The 22252-nt window shown below is 40.9% G+C and carries 19 protein-coding genes and 1 other annotated feature; of the genes, 3 read left to right on the top strand and 16 right to left on the bottom strand.

Features of this window, described 5'->3' with window-relative positions:
* Positions 1-90: 90 nt before the first annotated feature.
* From hisIE to I3259_RS17390, 10 genes are all read right to left on the bottom strand, one after another.
* Positions 91-714: a bifunctional phosphoribosyl-AMP cyclohydrolase/phosphoribosyl-ATP diphosphatase HisIE gene (hisIE, locus tag I3259_RS17435; RefSeq protein ID WP_238030993.1), complete on the bottom strand. Its 624-nt coding sequence runs from the start codon at positions 712-714 to the stop codon at positions 91-93.
* Positions 711-1484 carry an imidazole glycerol phosphate synthase subunit HisF gene (gene hisF / locus I3259_RS17430; RefSeq protein ID WP_238030992.1) on the bottom strand — a complete coding sequence of 258 codons (774 nt, stop codon included), beginning with the start codon at positions 1482-1484 and terminating at the stop codon, positions 711-713. Before hisF ends, hisIE begins: the two co-directional genes overlap by 4 nt.
* A gap of 10 nt (positions 1485-1494) precedes the next feature.
* Positions 1495-2229 carry a 1-(5-phosphoribosyl)-5-[(5-phosphoribosylamino)methylideneamino]imidazole-4-carboxamide isomerase gene (gene hisA / locus I3259_RS17425; RefSeq protein ID WP_238030991.1) on the bottom strand — a complete coding sequence of 245 codons (735 nt, stop codon included), beginning with the start codon at positions 2227-2229 and terminating at the stop codon, positions 1495-1497.
* A 20-nt stretch (positions 2230-2249) separates the two neighbouring features.
* The gene (hisH, locus tag I3259_RS17420) at positions 2250-2897 is read right to left on the bottom strand and encodes an imidazole glycerol phosphate synthase subunit HisH (protein WP_238030990.1); all 648 of its coding nucleotides are present in this window, start codon (positions 2895-2897) and stop codon (positions 2250-2252) included.
* Positions 2897-3970, bottom strand: coding sequence for a bifunctional histidinol-phosphatase/imidazoleglycerol-phosphate dehydratase HisB (gene hisB, locus I3259_RS17415; RefSeq protein ID WP_238030995.1), 1074 nt, complete (start codon positions 3968-3970; stop codon positions 2897-2899). The genes hisH and hisB overlap by 1 nt, the downstream gene beginning before the upstream one ends.
* 8 nt (positions 3971-3978) lie before the next feature.
* Positions 3979-5025, bottom strand: a complete 1047-nt coding sequence (gene hisC / locus I3259_RS17410) for a histidinol-phosphate transaminase (protein ID WP_238030994.1) — start codon at positions 5023-5025, stop codon at positions 3979-3981.
* Between the two features lie 9 nt (positions 5026-5034).
* Positions 5035-6336, bottom strand: coding sequence for a histidinol dehydrogenase (gene hisD, locus I3259_RS17405; protein ID WP_238030989.1), 1302 nt, complete (start codon positions 6334-6336; stop codon positions 5035-5037).
* 3 nt (positions 6337-6339) lie between these two features.
* A complete protein-coding gene (gene hisG, locus I3259_RS17400) occupies positions 6340-7236 on the bottom strand; it encodes an ATP phosphoribosyltransferase (RefSeq protein WP_238030988.1) in 897 nt (298 codons plus the stop codon).
* 41 nt (positions 7237-7277) lie between these two features.
* Positions 7278-7413: a sequence feature (His leader region), on the bottom strand.
* Between the two features lie 336 nt (positions 7414-7749).
* The gene (locus tag I3259_RS17395; RefSeq protein WP_238030987.1) at positions 7750-8274 is read right to left on the bottom strand and encodes a YchJ family metal-binding protein; all 525 of its coding nucleotides are present in this window, start codon (positions 8272-8274) and stop codon (positions 7750-7752) included.
* A 2-nt stretch (positions 8275-8276) separates the two neighbouring features.
* A complete protein-coding gene (locus I3259_RS17390) occupies positions 8277-9503 on the bottom strand; it encodes an HDOD domain-containing protein (protein WP_238030986.1) in 1227 nt (408 codons plus the stop codon).
* Positions 9504-9832: 329 nt separating this feature from the next.
* Here I3259_RS17390 and I3259_RS17385 point away from each other — a divergent pair, with 329 nt between their 5' ends.
* Positions 9833-10735, top strand: coding sequence for a sulfite exporter TauE/SafE family protein (locus I3259_RS17385; protein WP_238030985.1), 903 nt, complete (start codon positions 9833-9835; stop codon positions 10733-10735).
* Between the two features lie 28 nt (positions 10736-10763).
* On the opposite strand, the gene lpxH is transcribed toward I3259_RS17385, so the two are convergent.
* Together lpxH and I3259_RS17375 are read right to left on the bottom strand one after the other, a co-directional pair.
* Positions 10764-11504 carry a UDP-2,3-diacylglucosamine diphosphatase gene (gene lpxH, locus I3259_RS17380; protein ID WP_238030984.1) on the bottom strand — a complete coding sequence of 247 codons (741 nt, stop codon included), beginning with the start codon at positions 11502-11504 and terminating at the stop codon, positions 10764-10766.
* Positions 11505-11549: 45 nt separating this feature from the next.
* Positions 11550-12044, bottom strand: a complete 495-nt coding sequence (locus I3259_RS17375; protein ID WP_005370640.1) for a peptidylprolyl isomerase — start codon at positions 12042-12044, stop codon at positions 11550-11552.
* 201 nt (positions 12045-12245) lie between these two features.
* Here I3259_RS17375 and cysS point away from each other — a divergent pair, with 201 nt between their 5' ends.
* Positions 12246-13628, top strand: a complete 1383-nt coding sequence (cysS, locus tag I3259_RS17370) for a cysteine--tRNA ligase (RefSeq protein WP_238030983.1) — start codon at positions 12246-12248, stop codon at positions 13626-13628.
* 67 nt (positions 13629-13695) lie between these two features.
* Here the strand turns inward: cysS and I3259_RS17365 are convergent, their stop codons facing one another.
* The 4 genes from I3259_RS17365 to I3259_RS17350 all read right to left on the bottom strand — a co-directional run bounded on the left by I3259_RS17365 (position 13696) and on the right by I3259_RS17350 (position 18771).
* Positions 13696-14583, bottom strand: coding sequence for a mechanosensitive ion channel domain-containing protein (locus I3259_RS17365; RefSeq protein WP_238030982.1), 888 nt, complete (start codon positions 14581-14583; stop codon positions 13696-13698).
* Positions 14584-16941: an ATP-binding protein gene (locus tag I3259_RS17360; protein ID WP_238030981.1), complete on the bottom strand. Its 2358-nt coding sequence runs from the start codon at positions 16939-16941 to the stop codon at positions 14584-14586.
* Positions 16942-17109: 168 nt separating this feature from the next.
* The gene (locus I3259_RS17355; RefSeq protein ID WP_238030980.1) at positions 17110-17928 is read right to left on the bottom strand and encodes an ion transporter; all 819 of its coding nucleotides are present in this window, start codon (positions 17926-17928) and stop codon (positions 17110-17112) included.
* A gap of 204 nt (positions 17929-18132) precedes the next feature.
* Positions 18133-18771, bottom strand: coding sequence for a YchE family NAAT transporter (locus I3259_RS17350; RefSeq protein WP_238030979.1), 639 nt, complete (start codon positions 18769-18771; stop codon positions 18133-18135).
* 705 nt (positions 18772-19476) lie between these two features.
* On the opposite strand from I3259_RS17350, the gene adhE reads away from it, so the two are divergent.
* Positions 19477-22158: a bifunctional acetaldehyde-CoA/alcohol dehydrogenase gene (adhE, locus tag I3259_RS17345; protein ID WP_238030978.1), complete on the top strand. Its 2682-nt coding sequence runs from the start codon at positions 19477-19479 to the stop codon at positions 22156-22158.
* The last annotated feature ends 94 nt before the right edge of the window (positions 22159-22252 follow it).

Below are 22252 nucleotides of genomic sequence, written 5' to 3'. Positions count from 1 at the left end.
TTCAAAAAAATCCCCAAGCTGCAGCTTAGGGATTTGTGTATAAGAGACAGGCTTAGTTAGCTGGCTTTTTCATCGTAACTGACGATTGAATTATTTCTTATTGTGACGCTCTTGCAGTTTATTAGTCACATCTGACAGTGATAAACCTTGATCTTGCAGTAGTACAAGCAGGTGATAGATCAAATCCGCAGACTCACACACTAATTCCGCTTTGTCACCCGACGTTGCCGCAAGCGCGACTTCAACGCCTTCTTCGCCCACTTTTTGCGATATACGCTTGGTGCCACGGGCGTAGAGGCTGGCTGTGTAGGAAGACTCAGGATCTGCACCTTTACGACTCGCCAAGAGCTGTTCAAGTTGATGAAGGAAAACCAATGACGGTGGCTGTGCATCGCTTTCATCAGAATCAAAACAGGTGGTGGTGTTTAAGTGGCAAGTTGGACCAATCGGATCGACTTGTACCAATAAGGTGTCTTGGTCACAATCAAGCTGAATATTTTTAAGCTGGAGTACGTTGCCGGATGTTTCACCTTTCGTCCATAGGCGCTCTTTAGTACGAGACCAGAACGTTACTTGTTTAGTATCAAGTGTCTTTTGCAGCGCGTCTTCATTCATGTAGCCAAGCATAAGGACTTGACCACTTGTGTTATCTTGAACAATAGCAGGGATCAGTCCGGCTACTTTTTCCCAATTGATCTTGGTTAATAAACTCATAGTCGGATCTCCACATTTTGCGTTTTCAAAAATTGCTTTAACTCACCAATATTGATGATTTGTTTATGGAAAACAGAGGCCGCTAAAGCGCCGTCTACATTCGTAATCTTAAAGGCATCGCTAAAGTGTTGCATTTCACCCGCACCACCAGAAGCAATTAAAGGTACATTACATACATTGCGTACCATGTTGAGTTGCTCTAAGTCGTAACCATTACGCACGCCATCTTGGTTCATCATATTCAGTACGATTTCACCAGCGCCACGACGTTGAACTTCTTCAACCCAATCAAGTGTTTGCCATTGGGTAGCTTTGGTGCGGCTTTCATCACCAGTAAATTGGTATACCTGATATTGACCTGTTTCAGCGTCAAAATAGGAATCAATACCGACAACGATACATTGCACACCGAACTTATCTGCTAGGGTAGTGATTAATGTCGGATCTGCCAGAGCCGGTGAATTGATAGAGACTTTATCAGCACCAAATTGAAGAATACGGCTCGCATCGTCAGCAGATTTAATACCACCTGCGACACAGAACGGAATATCAATTACTTCAGCAACACGAGATACCCAGCTTTTATCAACAACACGACCGTCACTTGATGCGGTAATATCGTAGAAAACCAGTTCATCTGCGCCTTCTTCAGCGTAACGTTTGGCTAGCGGTACAATGTCGCCAATGATTTCGTGGTTACGAAATTGGACGCCTTTTACAACTTGACCATCACGTACGTCTAAACAAGGTATAATACGTTTAGCTAACATTGTGGTCTCCTTAATTGTTCCAGCATGTAAAGGCTTGCTCGGCAGTAAATTTGCCGTCAAGTAGGGCACGACCGACAATCACACCAGCTACGCCTGAGCCTTTTAATGCCGCAATATCATCCAGCGAGCCAATGCCGCCAGATGATTGAAATTGTACTTGTGGATATTGACGACAAAGATCGACATACAGCTCGACATTTGAGCCTGCCAATGTGCCATCACGAGAAATGTCAGTACATAGCACGTGTTTTAAACCCACTTTTAAGAAATCTTCTAATAGCGCCTCAATAGTAACGCCTGAGTCTTCTTGCCAACCAGAGACAGCAACAATGCGGTTACCGTTGTCATCAATATTGATATCCAGCGCCAATACGATGTGTTCAGCACCGTATTTTTCCATCCAACCTTTTACCATTTCTGGCTGTTTAACGGCGGTAGAACCAATCACGACACGTTTAGCACCAGCGTTTAACAGATCTGCGACGTCTTGCTCGGTGCGTACGCCACCACCAATTTGTACATTTGCTGGTGTGCTTTTGAGTAGTTTTTCAATTAAAGATAACTGACGGGCTTGTGTATCTTTTGCGCCCGTTAAATCAACTAAGTGGAGCCAGTTAGCGCCAGCTAGGTGGTAAAGGTTAAATTGCTCTGCGGGATCGACTTTGTATTCTGTTACTTGACCATAGTCGCCTTGGAATAGACGAACGACTTGGCCTTCAATCAGATCTAATGCAGGAATAATCATAACAAGTCCTTTTGTTATCGTTATAGTTCGAGGAAGTTTTGAATGAGTTTCGCGCCAGCTTTACTTGAACGCTCTGGGTGAAATTGCACCCCGTAGTAATTGCCGCTTTGCACTGCTGCGGTAAAGCTTTGACCATATTGCGCGCTGGCGATGGTTTTGCCACCTTGTTGCGCGGTATGATCAAATACAGGCATGGCGTAACTATGAACGAAATAAAAATAGCTTCCCGCAGGAATGCCTTTAAATAGTGGGTGATTATCTTCCGGTGTAATGGTGTTCCAACCCATATGTGGCAGCGGTAAACCCTCTGCTTGGATTTTCTCTACAGAAGCATCACACAAATCTAGGCAGGGAATAATTTCACTGCCATTTTGTCCGTGCTCTTGCGACGCTTTACCTAGTAATTGCATACCTAAACAAATCCCCAACAGCGGTTTAGTCACTTGTTTTACTAAGCTAACTAAATCGCGCTGTTGTAGGTTCTGCATTGCTTCACTGGCTGTACCTACTCCCGGAAGAAAGAGCTTATCGGCAGCAAGTACAACTTCTGGATCTTTGCTGACTACCACCTGATAGCCAAGACGTTCAATAGCAAATCGAACAGAAGATACATTGGCACAACCAGTATCAATAATGACTACGCGCTGTTGAGTATTGGTTGCTGTCATTACAACACTCCTTTACTGCTTGGTAGTTCGTTACCTTCTACTTTAATTGCTTGGCGCAATGTGCGGCCGAAAGCTTTAAATAGGCTTTCAACGATGTGGTGATCGTTATTACCTGTTGATGATAAGTGCAGGGTACAAGCGAGCGTATCAGTTAAAGAGCGGAAGAAGTGCGGCACCATTTCCGTTGATAAATCACCTACTTGATCACGACTAAATTGTGCATCAAATTTCAAATACGGACGACCAGATAAATCTAACGCACATTGGGCTAAACACTCATCCATCGGTAGGCTAAAGCCAAAGCGGCCAATTCCACGTTTATCACCTAATGCTTTTTTCAACGCTTCGCCTAACGCAAGTGCGGCATCTTCAACACTGTGGTGATCATCGATGTGTAAATCACCATCGACAGTTAAGGTCATTTGAAAACCACCGTGCGTGGCGATTTGATCTAACATGTGATCAAAAAAGCCAAGGCCAGTTGAAATCGTATTACCGCCCGTTTGATCTAAATTCACTTTAACGTGAATGTCAGTTTCTTTGGTGGTTCGTACAACTTCAGCAATGCGAGGTTGGGTGGTTAAATCAGTTAAGATCTGCATCCAATTCATGGTTTCAGGGTTGTACTGAATACCACGAATCGCCATATTTTCAGCAAGCTGTAGATCGGTAATCCGATCGCCAATGACTGCTGAGGTTTCAAAGTCTACGCGACCTTGTTGAAGGTATTCTTTGACAAGTCCAAGCTTAGGCTTACGACAACTACAACCTTCGTTATCAAAGTGAGGACAGATCAGCACATCGCTAAATACTACACCTTGTGATTCGAAGATTTCCATCATCATGTTATGTGGCGCATCAAAATCCGCCTGTGGGTAGCTATCTGTACCTAAACCATCTTGGTTTGTCACCATCACTAGTTTGTAGCCTGCGTTTTGCAAAGCAAGTAGGGCAGGAATTACATTTGGTTCAAATTTAAGTTTGTCTAAACGGTCTACTTGAAAGTCTACTGGCGGCTCAACAATTAAGGTGCCGTCACGGTCAATAAATAAAATCTTTTCCTTGCTCACAATCAACGTCCTTATTGTTGTTCTAATTGGCTACGAATAAAGGCGAGGGTTTTCTCACACTCATCGCGGTTACCTACACTGATTCGAATACAGTTTTCAATCGGAGAGCGGCGTAAAATAATGCCGTTATCCCATAATGCTTTAAAGAGTTGATCTGCATTAGGGAATTCAACCAGTAGGTAATTACCGTAGCCATCAAATACGGTTACGCCATCTAACATGCTTAAACCCGCTTGTAAGTAAGCGCGGTTAGCACTGATATCAAGCACTTGGAATTTTGTTCGTGCACGACCCGCTTCTGATAGGGCTTGGACTGCAATTTCAGTGACGGGTACAGGTACTGGATAGGGGGCAATCACTTTAAGCAAAACATCGATAATATCGCTGTTAGCAATGGTAAAGCCACAGCGCAAACCCGCTAGTGCAAACGCTTTTGATAGCGTACGAAGAATGACTAAATTAGGGTAGCTTGACAGTAAATCGCTCGCACTTTCTTCTAAGCAGAAATCGATATAGGCTTCATCAACGACTACTAGAGCTGAGTTTGCTGTCATATCTAACAGAGCTTCAATGTCTTTACGTGCTAACAAGTTACCTGTTGGGTTATTTGGGCTACAGACGAAAACAATTTTCACGCCATCAAGGCTTTGTGAAATGGCCTCTAAATCCAATTGCCACTTTCTTGTAAGCGGAACAACTTTCGCATTTACATCGTAAGTTTCAGCGCTGATGGCATACATGCCATATGTCGGAGGACAATATAAAATACTGTCTTGGTTTGGCTCACAAAAAGCGCGGATCAGAAGTTCAATGCCTTCATCGGCACCACGTGAGGTTAATACTTGCTCGGGTTTTACATTGGCATAGTCTGCGTAGGCATTGATTAATGCTGGTGGCTGACATTCGCTGTAACGGTTTAATCGAGCAAGACTAATGCTGTACTCGTTGTCAAACGGCGATTCATTGGCATTTAACCAAATGTCTCCGTTGCCGCCTAGTCGACGGGCTGATTGGTAAGGGGTTAATTCACGTACTGTTTTACGTGCTAGTCTTGCCATCGTCATGATTTATCCCTCACGCTTAGCCGTTAATTTTTCAACACGGATTGTTACTGCACGTTTGTGGGCATCAAGACCTTCAGCATCGGCAATCGTGGTTACTGTTTTTGCTAACCCCAATAGGCCATCCGCAGACAGCTCTTGTACTGTCATACGCTTAGAAAAGTCAGCCAAGCCTAAACTTGAATAGGTGCGTGTGTAACCATAGGTTGGTAATACGTGGTTAGTACCAGATGCATAATCACCAACAGATTCCGGTGACCAGTTACCTAAGAAAATAGAGCCTGCATTGTCAAGTAATGGCACTAAATCACGTGGCGTACGGGTTTGAACAATTAAGTGCTCAGGTCCATAGTTGTTAGAAATCGCAATACATTGCGGCAAGGTTTCAGCAACAATAAGTAGGCTTGAACCTAATGCTTCTTTTGCAATATCTGCACGTGATAACTCAGCTAGTTGACGCTGGATTGCATCCGCTGTTTTATCGGCAATGATTGGATCTGGTGTAACCAAAATAACTTGAGAGTCAGGGCCATGCTCAGCTTGACTCAGAAGATCTGCGGCAATGAAATCAGGATCAGCGCTGCTATCTGCAATCACTAACACCTCTGATGGGCCTGCTGGCATATCAATAGCGGCACCACGGAAATCATTACTCACTTGACGTTTAGCTTCTGTGACAAAGGCATTGCCTGGGCCAAAAATCTTATCGACTTTTGTTACGGTTTCGCTGCCGTAGGCCATCGCCGCAACTGCTTGTGAACCACCGACATTATAAACATCATCGATGCCACATAATTTGGCAACGTATAAGATTTCATCTGCAATAGGCGGTGGAGAGCACAGCACCACTTTTTGGCAACCTGCTATTTTAGCGGGTACGCCGAGCATTAATACGGTTGATGGTAGTGGTGCACTGCCACCTGGAATATACAAACCGACTGAATTAACAGGGCGTGTCATTTGCTCACATATGATACCTGGCTGTGTTTCTACACGAAGTGTCGATTGCTTTTGTGCTTTATGGAAGGTACTGATATTGTCAAAGGCTTGTTGTAGCGCTTCTTTCATCTCTGTACTTAATCGAGCACATGCATCATCGATTTCTGTGTTACTGACTTTGATGGATGCTGGACGAATACCATCAAATTTTTCTGTCAGTTCAAGTAAAGCTTCATCACCACGTTCACGGACATCGCTAATAATGCCAGAAACAATAGCGCTAATATTAGCGCCATTATTAACGGCTGGTCGAGCAAGAAGATTTTCTCGCTGACTTTCACTTAAGGATTGCCATACAACTGTCTTCATCGATTACTCCATCATTTTCTCGATTGGCAATACTAGAATAGAGCTTGCACCTAATTCTTTTAGCTGTTCCATTGTTTCCCAGAATAGGTTTTCAGAACTCACTAAATGGATAGCAACACGAGATTTGTCTTCAGCAAGAGGAAGTACGGTTGGATCTTCAGCGCCAGGTAGTAGCAGTTTAATTTGCTCTAGGCGATCAGTGGGTGCATGCAGCATGATGTATTTTGATTCTTTTGCTTGGATCACACCTTGCATACGGGTCAGTAAGCGTTCAATTAATGCTTGCTTTTCATCATCAAGTGTTTGGGTTGATTGGATTAGTACCGCTTTTGAACGCAGGATCACTTCTGCTTCTTTAAGGCCATTCGCTTCAAGTGTGGCACCGGTTGAAACCAAATCACAGATGGCATCAGCAAGCCCTGCACGTGGGGCAACTTCAACAGAGCCGTTTAGCATACAAGTGCTAAACTTAACGCCTAGCTCATCCATATAACGTTTCACTAATTGCGGATAAGTTGTCGCAATGCGTTTACCGTTTAGATCTTGAGGACCGTTGTACTCGGCATCTTTATCAATCGCAATAGATAGGCGGCAACCACCAAAATCTAGACGACGTAGTTTTTTGTAATCTGATGGCTCACCGCGAGCAGCACGTTCAAGGCCGACTTCTTCAAGTTCATTTTCACCAATCACACCTAAGTCAACTACACCATCCATGATAAGACCAGGAATATCGTCATCACGAACAAGTAGTAAGTCGATAGGCATGTTTTCAGCATGAACAACAAGACGTTCGCCTACCATGTTAAATTTCACACCACAGCGTTTAAGCAGTGTTTGACATTCTTTACTTAGACGGCCTTTTTTCTGAATCGCAATGCGTAATCGTTGTGTTTGCATAGTCATTTCCCTGTCTTAATTCACTTAATTCAAAATCTGGTATTAAAAAACCCTCGGAAGCTTGTATCTTCCGAGGGTCTGAATTTGATTATTCCTTGTGACCACTGGAAGAGTATGTTGTCTTCCAGGGTGAGGCGTATCCTCCCGAAAGACTAGTCAGGATGGTGATGGATATGATTGTTAGTCATTTGGATACGCATAATAAAATCTCGTTAATACATAATGGTGTTACTTTCTTGTTATCCACACTAACTAAGAGTGTTAGATAATGCAACATTATTTTGAACCTTTTATCTGATTTATTTTTCTTTTCGAAAATAGTTTAAGCGTTGTCGCAATTGTAAGAATACTTTTTATAACTTGTTGAGTTTTAGATGGTTAAATTAATTGCGTCGTAAAAATAAGAGGGGGCGGAGTTATTGGCTCAGCATATAGTTTAAGTGGAAGAGTATGCTGGGATGAGAAAAAACCGATGCTAAGATCGGTTTCAGTGAGAGGAATGTTAACGCTGTATTAACCACAACATTTTTTATATTTCTTACCGCTGCCACATAAGCAAGGGTCGTTACGACCGACGGTTTTTTCACTTTTAACGGGAGTTGATGGAGCTGATTGCTCTACTGGTGGTGGCTCTGGGTATTCACCATCAATGTAAAACCAACATAGCTTGCTATCTTTTTCTTGTTGTAAAAAGCGTGAACGTTCTTGCAGAATATATTCATTGCCTGCTTCTTTGTACATAGCTTTAAATTCAACAAAACCTTCGCCGCTCTCAGCGATTTCACTGTTTAGAACATCTAACCCTAACCATGTTAAATGTACTGACTCTGCAATAGCATCGCGGTGTTGTTCTGCTTCACAACTTGAGTGATAAGTTTGGACGACAAAATCAACTAATCCGAGTACGTGGGCACTGTAACGTGCACGCATCAGCTGTTCTGGATGCTGTGCTTTTGAATGATCAAGATGGATAGGTTTACAGCACTCAATAAGGAGCTTATTACTTCCACAAGGACACATTGATGTGTGTTTAGACATGTTTATTTAGCCGAGGTTTGCTCATATTCAGCAGACCATTTTACTGACTCTAAATAGTAGTCTGCAATGCTTGATTCATTGATTTTCAATGCCGTGCTGTATTTTCTAACTAATGGCCAGTTAGCCTGATCATAAGCATCGGTTAAGTTTAAAATGGCTCCTAAAGGGCCAGCACGTTTAGTTAACGCTAACTTAACTTGTTCACTTAAAGGTAAGAGCTCTATTAGTTCTTCTAATGGCTGATCAAGCAATGAATCTAATAAGGAAAATAGTCCAGTAAGAAAGGCTTGGTTACCGTTATCCTTGGGGACTCGGGTCCGATATAGCTGCTCACAAAAATGTGCACGTTGGAGCGATAAGTTATAAAGAGATTGAGGTTTATTTTCAACAGCATGTGAAGTTGCAACAAACGTAACAAAACGGCGTAGTTGATCTTCACCAAGAAAAATTAACGCTTGTTTAAAAGAGGTTACTGGTTTTGAACGCATCGATGTTAAGGCATTGACGTGTCTAAGTAATTTGTACGATAAGGTTAAATCAGTAGCAATAATTTCTTCTATTTTGTCAAAATCAACATCAGTGACACAAATTTCTTTAAATAAGCGTAACGTTGTTAAAGATGAGGGTTTTAATGATTTTCGTTGGATCATTTCAGGCTTACTGAAAAAGAAACCTTGGAAAAGATCAAAACCAGCATCATAAGCTTGTTTGTATTCTTCTTGTGTTTCTACTTTTTCGGCTAAAAAGCGCAGTTTTGTTTTTTCTTTATAGAATTGAATAAAGCGTGCTGCTTTTGGAATACTGAGAATACGAATATCAAATTTAATGATGTGGATATAAGGGAAAAAGCGATTCCATCGTTCATTGGGAATAAAATCATCAAGTGCGAGTGTGTAGCCTTTTTGATGAAGTTGTTTTATTGCTTCAAAAAGCTCGTCAGTAGGTTCACAATTTTCAAGGATTTCGATAATAAAACTGTGTTTGGGAAAAAGAAGAGGGGTTCCTGAAACGATTGAACTATAGGGGAAGTTAACAAAAGCACGTTTGCCTGACGTTAATTGGGCCTCTCCAGCAGAGCTGAAAAAGTTATCGTTAAGCAGACGGTTTGTGGCTTGTTCATCACCAATATTTGGAAAGCAGTTATCTGGACCATCCCTAAATAAAAGTTCATAGCCAACAGTTTGCTTATTTCTGTTTAAAATAGGTTGTCGAGCAATATATGAGAACATTGAAATCTACAGAAAAGTCCAAAGAGAATAAAAATTAAATTATTTTAGTATTGTTATTATCAGTTAAAGCATATCAAAATTATATAATTTACAAAGTGATGTTTTTAACACTATTTAAATAAAATATTGAAGTATCAAGTACACCATACCCATGAATGGTTTAAAAAATTACATTTCAACAATATATTAGCACATAAAGCTACTATAAATAATAAAAATGGTGTGTAACCTGTTTTGAGTTCATAATACTAGCGTTTAAATGTTCACTTCTGGTGTGAATTGTTTGATCTACCTACTCAATTTTTTTTCAAATCGTATTTGTACTATTTATGTCTATATTTACCTTGATACAAGCGGGATTGCTTGTTGGTGGTAGTGTTTTTATTGTTATGCTTGTGATGGCATGGCGAAGAAACCGAAAGCAGGAAGCAGATACACGTGTTATTCCCATTGCTTTAATTGGTGGTTTTGCAAATTTCTGTGACACTTTAGGTGTGGGAAGCTTTGCCATTATGACAGCAGGTTATAAACAGTTTAAGCTTATTGATGATCAAGTTCTTCCAGGAACATTGAATTGCCAAGCCGTTTTAGCCACGGTCGTGCAAGCACTCATTTTCCTTACTGCGGTGAATGTGGATTCAGTTACCTTATTGAGTCTTGTTGTTTCTGCATGTTTAGGGGCAACAGTCGGTGCGCGTTTAGTCTCTAATTGGGATCGTCAACATATACGTATTGTGATGAGTGGCGCTTTGTTGGTGGTGGCTGGCTTGATGCTTGCGGGGCAGTTAAAACTATTCCCACTTGGTGGAACCAGTTTAGGCTTAACAGGGTGGAAGTTGGCAGTCGGTATTGCCGGTAACTTCTTATTTGGCGCATTAATGACGGTAGGTATTGGTTTATACGCACCATGTATGACGATGATCTACATGTTGGGTATGAATCCGCTAGCGGCATTCCCTGTGATGATGTGCTCATGTGGTTTCTTAGGCTTCTTCTCGGCAGGTGGTTTCCTTCGCCGTAATAAGATCAACAGCCGAGCATCTGTTGCGGTAGCAATAACAGGACCTATTGGGGTGGTGATTGCTGCTTATTTGGTGAAATCACTGGATATGAAGGTATTAGCATGGCTTGTTTGTGCTGTTGTCTTTTATACCTCTGTGACGATGTATCGCTCTTGGGCTGCTGATAGAAAACAGCTAAAGCAAGTGGATGTTGAAGAAAAGATGGCATAAAAAGAAAGGTACGCACTGCGTACCTTTTTTATTGCTGCTGATGAGTATCAAAATTACGAGTTTCTAGCTGATAACCATCAGGCGTAACGACTAAAATCGAGCCATGTTCATACCAATCACCGAGGACAATGCGTGAGGCTGGTTTATTATCAACAGTTAGCGAATGAATATCTGGTCGATGGGTGTGACCATGGATCATTTGATCAACATGGAACGCTTGCATCAATCGAACCACTTCACTTGGTGTGACGTCCATGATGGATTGGCTCTTCATCTGATTATTCTTACTGCTATTATTTCTAAACTTCTCACCAATTTTAATACGACGAGAAAGAGGAATACGGAAGAATAACCATTGAATAAACTTGTTATGCACTTTTTTACGGTAACGTTGATACGCTTCGTCTTCTATGCATAAAGTGTCACCATGGAGGATTAAGGTTGGTTTTCCGTAGAGCTCAACAACGCTATGCTCAGGGAGTAACTGTACCCCTGTTTGTTGGCTAAAACGTTTACCAATTAAAAAGTCGCGATTACCATGGATAAAATAGCAAGGAATACCCGAGTCAGTGAGGGTTTTAAAAGCTTGTTTGATTTGTTGTAAAAAAGGCGAGTCTTCATCATCACCAATCCACATTTCAAACAAATCCCCGAGCACGTATAAGGCGTCAATATTTTTAGTGTCTTCTGCCATAAATCGCAAAAAACACGCTGTCATATCAGGACGCTCAGCACTTAAGTGCAGATCTGAAATAAATAGTGTTGTCATAATAGAAAAAGGGTGGTCAATGCCACCCTTAATATCAATGAAGACTTATTCTTCGATAGTTACACTTTCGATAACAACATCTTCAACTGGCACATCAGAGTGGTAACCGTGACGGCCTGTTTTCACAGCTTTAATCTTGTTAACTACGTCCATACCTTCAACGACAGCTGCAAATACACAGTAGCCCCAGCCGCTCATGTTTTCACCAGTAAAATCTAGGAAGTTGTTGTCTTTTACGTTGATGAAGAACTGAGAGCTTGCAGAGTGAGGAGCGTTAGTACGCGCCATTGCAAGTGTACCTGTCTTGTTGCTTAGACCATTGTTTGCTTCGTTTTGAATTGGAGCGCGAGTTTCTTTCTCTTCCATACCAGGAAGCATGCCGCCGCCTTGAACCATGAAACCATCAATAACACGGTGGAAAATAGTACCGTTGTAGAAACCATCACGGCAGTATTGAAGGAAGTTTGCACACGTTTGAGGTGCTTTGTCTTCGAATAGGTTAATTTTGATGTCACCAAAATTTGTGTGAAGGGTAATCATGATCTTTTCCTTTAATGGAGTATTTTCTTTAAGTCTCGAATATTAACTTACCATAGTCTGCTCAGACAAACATTACCCGATTAATCGATGGCTAATTGCTAAAATAGCATTCATTAAAGGATTTTCCTTGCCAACAAAAGGCATAAAAGGTGTAATTACCCCTCGAATTTGTAACCCTACTACTATGAGTAATGAAGAGACATGTTAAAGATCTATAACTCGCTCACACGACAGAAAGAGGCATTCACCCCAATCCAGCCTGGTAAAGTAGGCATGTACGTCTGTGGAGTAACGATCTACGATTTGTGTCACATCGGGCACGGTCGTACGTTTGTATCTTTTGACGTGGTTTCTCGTTACCTGCGCTATTCTGGTTACGACCTAACATTTGTTCGTAATATTACTGATATTGACGATAAAATTATTAAGCGTGCTGCTGAAAATGGCGAAAGTTGTGAGTCGTTAACTGAACGTTTGATCGGTGAAATGCATGCAGACTTTGATGCGTTAGGTATGAAACGTCCAGATGTTGAACCGCGAGCAACACAGTTTATCGCAGAAATTATTGCACTTTGTGAGCGTTTAATTGAGCGTGGTTTTGCGTATGTGGCTTCTAATGGCGATGTGATGTTTGAAGTGAGCAAGTTTGAAGATTACGGTCGCTTATCTAAGCAAGATCTTGATCAACTTCAAGCGGGTGCACGCGTTGATATCGATATGGCTAAGCGTAGTCCATTAGACTTTGTTCTATGGAAAATGTCTAAGCCAGGTGAGCCAACATGGGAATCACCATGGGGTCCTGGTCGTCCTGGCTGGCACATTGAATGTTCAGCAATGAACTCATCTATTCTTGGTGATCACTTTGATATTCACGGTGGTGGCTCTGATTTACAGTTCCCACACCATGAAAATGAAATTGCACAATCATGCTGTGCACACGATGGCCAATATGTGAATACATGGATGCACAGTGGCATGGTAATGGTTGACCGCGAGAAGATGTCTAAGTCATTAGGTAACTTCTTCACGATTCGTGATGTATTAAACCACTACGATCCTGAAACTGTACGTTACTTCCTAATGTCTGGTCACTACCGTAGTCAGCTAAACTACAGCGAAGATAACTTGAAACAAGCACGTTCTGCACTAGAGCGTCTATATACTTCACTTCGTGGTTTAGATACATCTGTTGAAGCGGCTGGCGGTGATGAGTTTGTTACTCGCTTTAAAGAGTCGATGGATGATGACTTCAATACACCTGAAGCTTACTCAGTACTGTTTGACATGGCGCGTGAAATTAACCGTTTGAAAACAGATGATGTTGCTACAGCTTCAGCATTAGGTGCACGTATGCGTGAGCTTGCTGATGTACTTGGTCTTCTATCTCAAGAGCCTGAAGCTTTCCTACAAGGTGGTGCTGGTGAAGATGATAATGTGGCTGAAATTGAAGCATTGATTCAACAACGTCTTGATGCGCGTGCAGCAAAAGATTGGGCTGCAGCAGATGAAGCTCGTGATAAGTTATTAGCAATGGGCATTATCTTAGAAGATGGTGCACAAGGCACAACATGGCGTCGTAAGTAATTACATCCCCATAAGAAAAAACCGAGCTAAGTGCTCGGTTTTTTTATATCAGTAATATAAATACGAATTAAGCATCGGCACTTTTGAGTGCGATCGCTGGTGGCTTAATACCATTACGTGCAAATTCTTCCATTACACGTAGTGTAATATCGGTTTCAAATAACTTTTCATATTTGGTATCAACCACATAAGCTTTACAAGTCAACATAATAGCTAGGTAGTTATCGGTGATAGTTTGCTTTACTAAAACTGTCACAGGTTTTGGTAGGTGAATATAACGGCTTGATGACGCTGCTTCTTGGATTAAATCACGGGCTAAGCGGATATCTTGATCCATACTGATATAGAAGGGGATCACTACCTGCATATCCAGTGCGCCATAGTTACCACTGACGGTGACTTCACTTAAGAATTTGTTGTTTGGTATGGTGATAATATCATCATTTAAGGTACGCATACGTACAGAGCGCAAACCGATAGTAATAATATCACCATAATTGCCTTCAAATGTTACACGATCGCCAACCTGGAAAGGTCTATCAATCATCACGGTTAAGCCTGCAATGAACGAGGCAGCCAAGTCTTTAAGTGCAAAACCGACAGATACCGCAATTGTACCGCCAATCAGAGCTAAGATACGATCATCAACACGGAAACTCATCATAAAGACGGCAATACCCGTCGACATATAAATGAAGAATTGGAAGAAAGATTGCAATTTTTGTAGCAACATTCGACGTTGAGCAAATTGGCTACTGATACCATCAACAATCGATTGAATGAATCGCAGTAATATCCAAGCGGCACAAACAGTTAATGCTGAAAATAGCACGCCACTCCAGCGGATAAGACTAGCAAATTGCTGGAAGTTTTCGATATTTGGCATGTCATCAGCAAAGGATGCTGGCGAAAAACTAAGAAGTATTAGGCTAAAGATAAAGAATAAATGCTTCATTTATTTCACCAGTAAGTGCTGACGGTGGAGAACATTGGTTATATGACGGAACCAGTGATCGGAAATTTTTGCTTTATCATCTGACCATTCAATAAAACCACGGCTTTGGAAGTAACGTAACGTACCAATGATTTCATCAAGACTGAGCTGAGTACATTCAGAGAGCTCTTTCGGTGATGCGACTTCTAACTGCACGATAGAACGTAAAACGGCTAGCATTGGCTTTGGCATTTGTTCTAAATCTTCTGACTGTGGTGCTTTAAATAAACGAACAAGAACTTTTTCTGTGTCTTTATCTAATTGCAGAGAGAAACGGAAGAAACGTACAGCAACAGTCGGATTACCATCAGAGTAATCCCACAAAATACGATAGAACCCTCGTTGAGCGCGTTCTTCTTCCGTGATGTCATCTTCATCCCACTGACGGGGTAGCACTAAGCCTTCAAAACTGATGGCAAACTCTCCTTCAGAAGAGGTACGAGTTTTTAATAAGTCGCCAATTTGCTGTTCGCTCCAACGAGGCATAAAGGTCACTAGATCAAACAGTAAACGCTCACCACGAGCTCGATCAACAAAACGCCAACATGATTTCTCTACCGCAATAATTGCGCGATGACTTTTACGTGTTTTACGTAATAAATTAGTGATACTCATTAAATCTTTTAGTCCACCAACTTTAGGTGTCACTAGTCGTTGTGCGTTATCAATGGCAATTAAATAAGTTGTTTCACTATTACGTAAATATTCAAGAATATCATCTTCGCAACTGTCACTGGCAAGCCCAAGTGCAGTCGAGAACTGCTGTAATAACTCTGCGTAGCCATCATAAGGACAGTTAATATATATCGGAGTGGCATTTTTCACTTTATGTAATAAGCGACGAAGAAGTGTTGTGGTGCCAATACCTCGCTCACCGGAAACAACGCAAACTGCGGGTTTGTCTGTTAATAAGTACCCTGAAAGCTGCTTAATTTCTTCTAATGCATAATCATCAATGATCGGGCTATCATCACTGCCTGGTTTCACGTACTCATAGGTAGCGGAGCCTTTAATACGTACCATATTGAGTTGTTCGCGTGACGTTTCTGTTTGCTTTGCCACTTCAATTCTAAATAGGTACGCAAGAGCATGACGAAAGAAAATGTATTTTGATAAATTAGCAACTAAGGAGTGTTGGAAACGACGTAAAGTGAGCCATGCTGCACCTAGTGCTGTTGCTGGAATCGAAAGTAATAATTTATCTTTATGTTTGAGCGCCCATTTAATAGAAAGGGGGAGATGTGTTGCGCCTTCTAAACGCTTAAAGACGATATGTCGCCAACGGCGAAGCGTAATTAAGGTTAATAGGATAAAACCAAAGAAGATAATTGACCAAATCCATGCATAGATGGTGCCTTGTCCCAGTGTACGCGCTGAAATTTGCAGAATTACGCCTGCGGCAATAAACCCCCATACATATTGACGGATGGTTGAAAGGCGTAATGCGACAACTTCAGCATCACTGTTATTAATACTATTACGGCGTGCAAACTCAAGAATAAAACGTACTGCGATTGAGCCACCAAGAATCCACCAAGTGAATATTTCTAAGTAGATCAAGTGATGTAAGCTTGGCAGTTGTGAGACGACTCGAAGCGAAAGTGTGATAGCTATTAACCAACCAATCGGACGATGAGCACGGCTGATATACCAAATTGTACGAAATAAAAGATTTGGGTGTGGATTATGCTCGAGTTGTGTTTCACGAAAATGATCGATTAAACGTGCGCTATTACGCTGCCACCAGGAAAGTAAGAAGAGAATACCAAATACTTTTAAGGCAACCACGAGAATGGGCACCGGAGAAATCAGCATATCTTTCAGCAAATCATGGAAACTACGTAATTGATATAGAGCCATGTATTGTAAGTTAAGCGCTGTGATTGAGAGCTCTAACTTAAATTGCTGCACCCCAAAAGGGCCAAATCCTGTCACCTTATCTTGAATGGCAGATGAACTTAAATTAAGTAGACGTTCTTTATCTTGGCTAATACTCAGTAATGAACTGTAAACAGATGACAGCTTTTCCCACGCTTGTTCTTTATCATCACTTTTATGATATTCAGTCAGTGCTGTAGCAAGCAGTTTTCGGTGTTTTTGTTGCTGCAATAGTGTTTTTGACAGTAATGAATTGACTTTTTTAACATCGTTATGAGTAAACAAGTGCTGATCAGGTAGCTGATTAATTGCAGTATTAATGCTCGTTGCAGCTTGCGTTAGCTCAGGTTGATTGGTTTCAAAAAGTGTTAATGTAGCGGAAGCTGGAGTACTGAATATCAGTATTAAGCTACAAATTAGTGAGTATATCGATAATCGCATTAATTTTTTGTATTTCCTAAGTGATGAAGATAACGGTAGACCAAATAAAATGAAAATGATGATTATCTTTTAAAAATAAGAATCACGTCACGTCTATAGATCAAATGGTTAAAGATGAAAGCCACTAAGAATAATGGCTTAACAATAGGCTTTTAAATAAGTGTGGTATTAGATGTTTTCTGGAAGTTGAGTGCCGCACTTTTTGCAATAGTCGGCATCAAGTTCATGACCACTGGTGGCACAATTAGGACAGCGTCTTAGATTCCGATGGGTTTTCATTTCTTGATTAATTTCAGCAGTCAAAATACCAGTAGGAACGGCAAGAATCGAATAACCGAGTAACATGGTTAATGAGGCTAACGCTTTCCCCATCACTGTTTGTGGCACGATATCGCCATAACCAACCGTTGTAATGGTTACTACAGCCCAATAAATGCTTTTAGGGATACTGGTAAAGCCATTTTCAGGTCCTTCAATGATGAACATTAGAGAACCAAACACGGTAACTAGAATTAATACAGAACTGAAGAATACAAAGATTTTACGTTGGGCATGACGAAGTGAACGTAAAAGGATATTTGAATCTTGTAAGAATCGAGCCAGCTTTAATACACGGAAGATACGCAATACACGAATTAAACGTACGATCAGTAAATAATTTGAACCTGGCACGAAGAAAGAGATATACGCAGGCACAATTGCGATTAAATCTATGATGCCATAGAAACTTCTAGCATAAGCAAGAGGGCGCGGTGAACAATATAAACGCAAAATATATTCTATCGTGAATAAAATGGTGAAAAACCATTCAGCTGCTAATAAAGCAGTAGAGTATTTTGATTCAATACTGGCTACGGATGAAATGATAAGGATCAGTTCAGAACTGACGATAGCGATAATTAAGCCAATATCGAATAGTTGTCCTGCGCGTGTAGAAGTACCAAAAATGATTTGGTAGAGACGTTGTCGTTGGGTCAGTTTAATCATAATTAAGTGTTAGTTAGCTGTGAACTTACGCCAATCTGCTTTTGTTATTTTATATGACGTATTAATAAGCGGAACAGTATAACAAAAATAGTCATAACGTTATGGGAAATAGTGAGTCAAAGGGGGAGATAATTAAAAAGTCTCGGAAACCCCGAGACTTTTTAATTATTGCTGTTTATGAATAAATTAAATTAATGATTATTGTTATACCAAACCAGGTAGCATGACTTTTAAACCATTAATAATAAATTCGATACCTAGTGCTGCAAGGATCAAACCCATGATACGAGTAATAACGTTAATGCCAGTTTGACCTAGGAAACGTACAATTAATGGCGCAGAGCGAAACAGTAACCAACAGCCAAAAGCAAATACAACAATGGTAATAGCAATGCCAATCGTTGATGTCATCGTTGGATACTTGGAACCATAAACGATGGTTGAACTGATAGCACCAGGCCCAGCCATTAATGGCATAGCAAGGGGAACGACCCCAACTTGTTCACGAATAACAGATTCTGATTTTTCTTCTTTATTCTGTTTCACTTCACCAATCTTACCGTTCATCATTGAAAAAGCGATACTCAGCAACAGTAAGCCGCCAGCAACTCGGAATGAATCAATAGAGATACTAAAGAGATCTAATAAGTGTTGACCTGCAACTAGAGCCACCACCAGTATGACAACAACGGCCGTATTGGTTGTTAATGCTGTTTTATTACGCTCCTCTGGTGTCATTGAACCTGTTAATGACACGAATACAGGCATAATACCAACAGGGTTCACTGTTGCAAAAAGCCCGACTAAAAAGTGTAAAAATATTCCTATTTCAATGGCTTGCATGTTTTTCTCTGTTAGATGTTACTAGGTGTAAGTCATGAGAATAGTATTAATCAATACAGTTGATCTCAGGGTAAAAATGCCTCGTATATAAGGCGTAGTTCATAATTTTATCATCAATAACCCATCAGTTTATTTTAGATGGTTAAAACGAATGTTTATTAACTATTCGGTGATATTTTAATCTTAAATTATTAGCCTAACCACAAAAAAATGCCTTCAGTTTTGGTTTTTTGAAAAATATTTATCCATTTTTGTTCATAAATTTTCATTGTTAGAAACATGAACTAGTATGGTGAAATGAAATGCTTATGAAAGTAATGGCTCAATATTGACCAATTGTCATATAAAAAGGTGATAACTATCACAAGTGGATAAATACAGGGCTAGTAAATGTATTTTTATTACGTAATATTTCGTCTTGTGAAGTGTGTGATTAAAGTCACGTGCTCATGAAAATATAGTAAAATAGCTAGTGATGAAGATTAAACGTCTGATTTTTGAACGTATTGGTGGCTTTTAGTTGTAAATCGAACATCTGAGCTAACAGTGATCTAAATCAAATCTTTTTAAAATGTGACTAAATATAATCAGTTTTGAAAGCAATTTACTAAGTATGTGTTTTTCTTAATTCAATAGGATTAAGAAGGAAAGGAATCAAGCCGTATCCTTACTAAAAAGTTTTCAATCTTAAGGTAGGAGTCTACTATGCCTGTTACAAATATCACTGAATTAGATGCAATGGTCGCTCGCGTAAAAGCGGCGCAAAAAGAATTTGCAACTTACTCTCAAGAGCAAGTGGATAAAATTTTCCGCGCTGCTTCTCTTGCTGCAAACAACGCACGTATTCCTCTAGCTCAACAAGCTGTTGCTGAGTCTGGTATGGGTATCATCGAAGATAAGGTTATTAAAAACCACTTCGCTTCAGAATTTATCTACAACAAATACAAAGACGAAAAGACGTGCGGTATCTTGGAAGAGAACGATGAGTTCGGCACCATGACTATTGCAGAGCCTGTAGGTATCATTTGTGGTATCGTTCCAACAACGAACCCAACATCTACAGCAATTTTCAAATCTCTTATTTCTCTAAAAACACGTAATGCGATTATCTTCTCGCCACACCCACGAGCTAAAGATTCAACTAACGCTGCTGCAAAATTAGTACTTGATGCTGCTGTTGCTGCCGGCGCACCAAAAGACATTATTGGTTGGATCGACCAACCATCTGTTGAGCTTTCAAATGCTCTAATGAAGCACGACGATATCAACCTTATCCTTGCAACTGGTGGTCCAGGCATGGTTAAAGCGGCTTACTCTTCAGGTAAACCTGCTATCGGTGTTGGTGCGGGTAACGTACCTGTTGTTATCGATGAAACGGCTGATGTTAAGCGTGCAGTAGCATCTGTACTTATGTCAAAAACGTTTGATAACGGTGTTGTTTGTGCTTCTGAGCAAGCAGTTATCGTTATGGATGAAGTATATGATGAAGTGAAAGAGCGTTTCGCTTCTCACAACGGCTACGTACTATCAAAAGACGAAGCAAATAAAGTTCGTAAAGTATTGCTTATTAACGGTGCACTAAACGCAGATATCGTAGGTCAGCCAGCAACTAAAATTGCTGAAATGGCTGGCGTTAAAGTGCCAGCTGATACTAAGATCCTTATCGGTGAAGGTGAGCAAGTTTCTTTCGATGACGAGTTCGCACATGAAAAGCTATCCCCTACACTAGGTATGTTCCGCGCGTCTTCATTTGAAAATGCGGTAGATCAAGCAGTAACAATGGTTGAGATTGGTGGCATCGGTCATACATCTGGCCTATACACTAACCAAGATACTAATGCTGACCGTATTAAATACTTCGGCGACAAGATGAAAACTGCACGTATTCTTGTAAATATCCCAACGACTCATGGTGGTATCGGTGATCTTTACAACTTTAACGTTGCGCCTTCGCTAACTCTAGGTTGTGGCTCATGGGGTGGTAACTCTATCTCTGAGAACGTAGGTCCTAAGCACCTTATCAACAAGAAGACAGTAGCGAAGCGAGCTGAAAATATGTTGTGGCATAAACTACCTAAATCAATTTACTTCCGTCGTGGTAGCCTTCCAATCGCACTTAGCGACCTAGAAGGTAAGAAGCGTGCGTTCTTAGTAACAGACCGTTTCCTATTCAATAACGGTTATGCAGATGAAATCGTATCTTTGCTTAAAGCACAAGGTATCGAAGTTCAAACATTCTTTGATGTAGAAGCGGATCCAACACTGTCTGTTGTTGAGAAAGGCGCTGAAGCAATGAAGAGCTTCCAACCTGATGTAATTATCGCACTAGGCGGTGGTTCACCAATGGATGCTGCGAAGATTATGTGGGTTATGTACGAGCACCCAGAAACGCATTTCGAAGAACTAGCAATGCGCTTTATGGACATTCGTAAGCGTATCTACAAGTTCCCTAAAATGGGTAAGAAAGCTGAGCTAGTATGTATTACTACTACATCTGGTACAGGTTCTGAAGTAACACCATTTGCGGTTGTAACTGACGATAAAACAGGCGCTAAGTACCCATTAGCGGATTACGAGTTAACGCCTCAAATGGCTATCGTTGATGCGAACTTAGTAATGAATATGCCTAAGTCACTAACAGCATTTGGTGGTTACGATGCAGTTACTCACGCACTAGAAGCTTATGTATCTGTTCTTGCTAACGAATACTCAGATGGTCAAGCACTTCAAGCACTAAGAATGCTAAAAGAGTACTTACCTTCAAGCTACGCGAACGGTGCTAATGACCCAATCGCACGTGAGAAAGTACACAATGCGGCAACTATCGCTGGTATCGCGTTTGCTAACGCATTCCTAGGTGTTTGTCACTCAATGGCGCACAAACTAGGTGCTGAGTTCCACGTACCACACGGTCTTGCTAACGCATTGTTGATTTCTAACGTAGTTCGTTACAACGCAAATGATAACCCAACGAAGCAAACTGCATTTTCACAGTACGCAAGCCCACAAGCACGTCGTCGTTATGCTGAAGTTGCTGACCACTTGGGTCTATCACACGCTGGTGACCGTACTGCACAGAAGATTGAGCGTCTACTAACTTGGTTAGACGAATTGAAAGTGAATCTTCAGATTCCAATGTCAATTCAAGAAGCGGGTGTTGCTGAAGCTGATTTCCTAGCGAAAGTTGATGAGTTAGCGGTAGAAGCGTTTGATGATCAGTGTACAGGTGCAAACCCACGTTACCCTCTAATCTCTGAGTTAAAAGAAGTATTACTTGCTTCTTACTACGGTAAGCCTTTCATTGAAGGTGAAGCGTTTGAAGGTACAACAGTAATTAAAAAATCAGAGCCAGTGAAAATCACTAAAGGTAAAAAAGCAAAAGCTTAATATCTTAAACTGATTAAAAAGAAAGCCCGCTAGTTTAGCGGGCTTAATTATATGGTCCGCCTCATCCTAAGCCGTTAGGCTTAGGGTAGGCTTT

It is taken from the genome of Photobacterium sp. Ph5, assembly GCF_022129445.1.
In the GTDB taxonomy this organism is placed as follows: Bacteria; Pseudomonadota; Gammaproteobacteria; order Enterobacterales; family Vibrionaceae; genus Photobacterium.
Note: the sequence above shows the minus strand (reverse complement) of the source record. Positions and strands in the feature narration are given on the sequence as shown.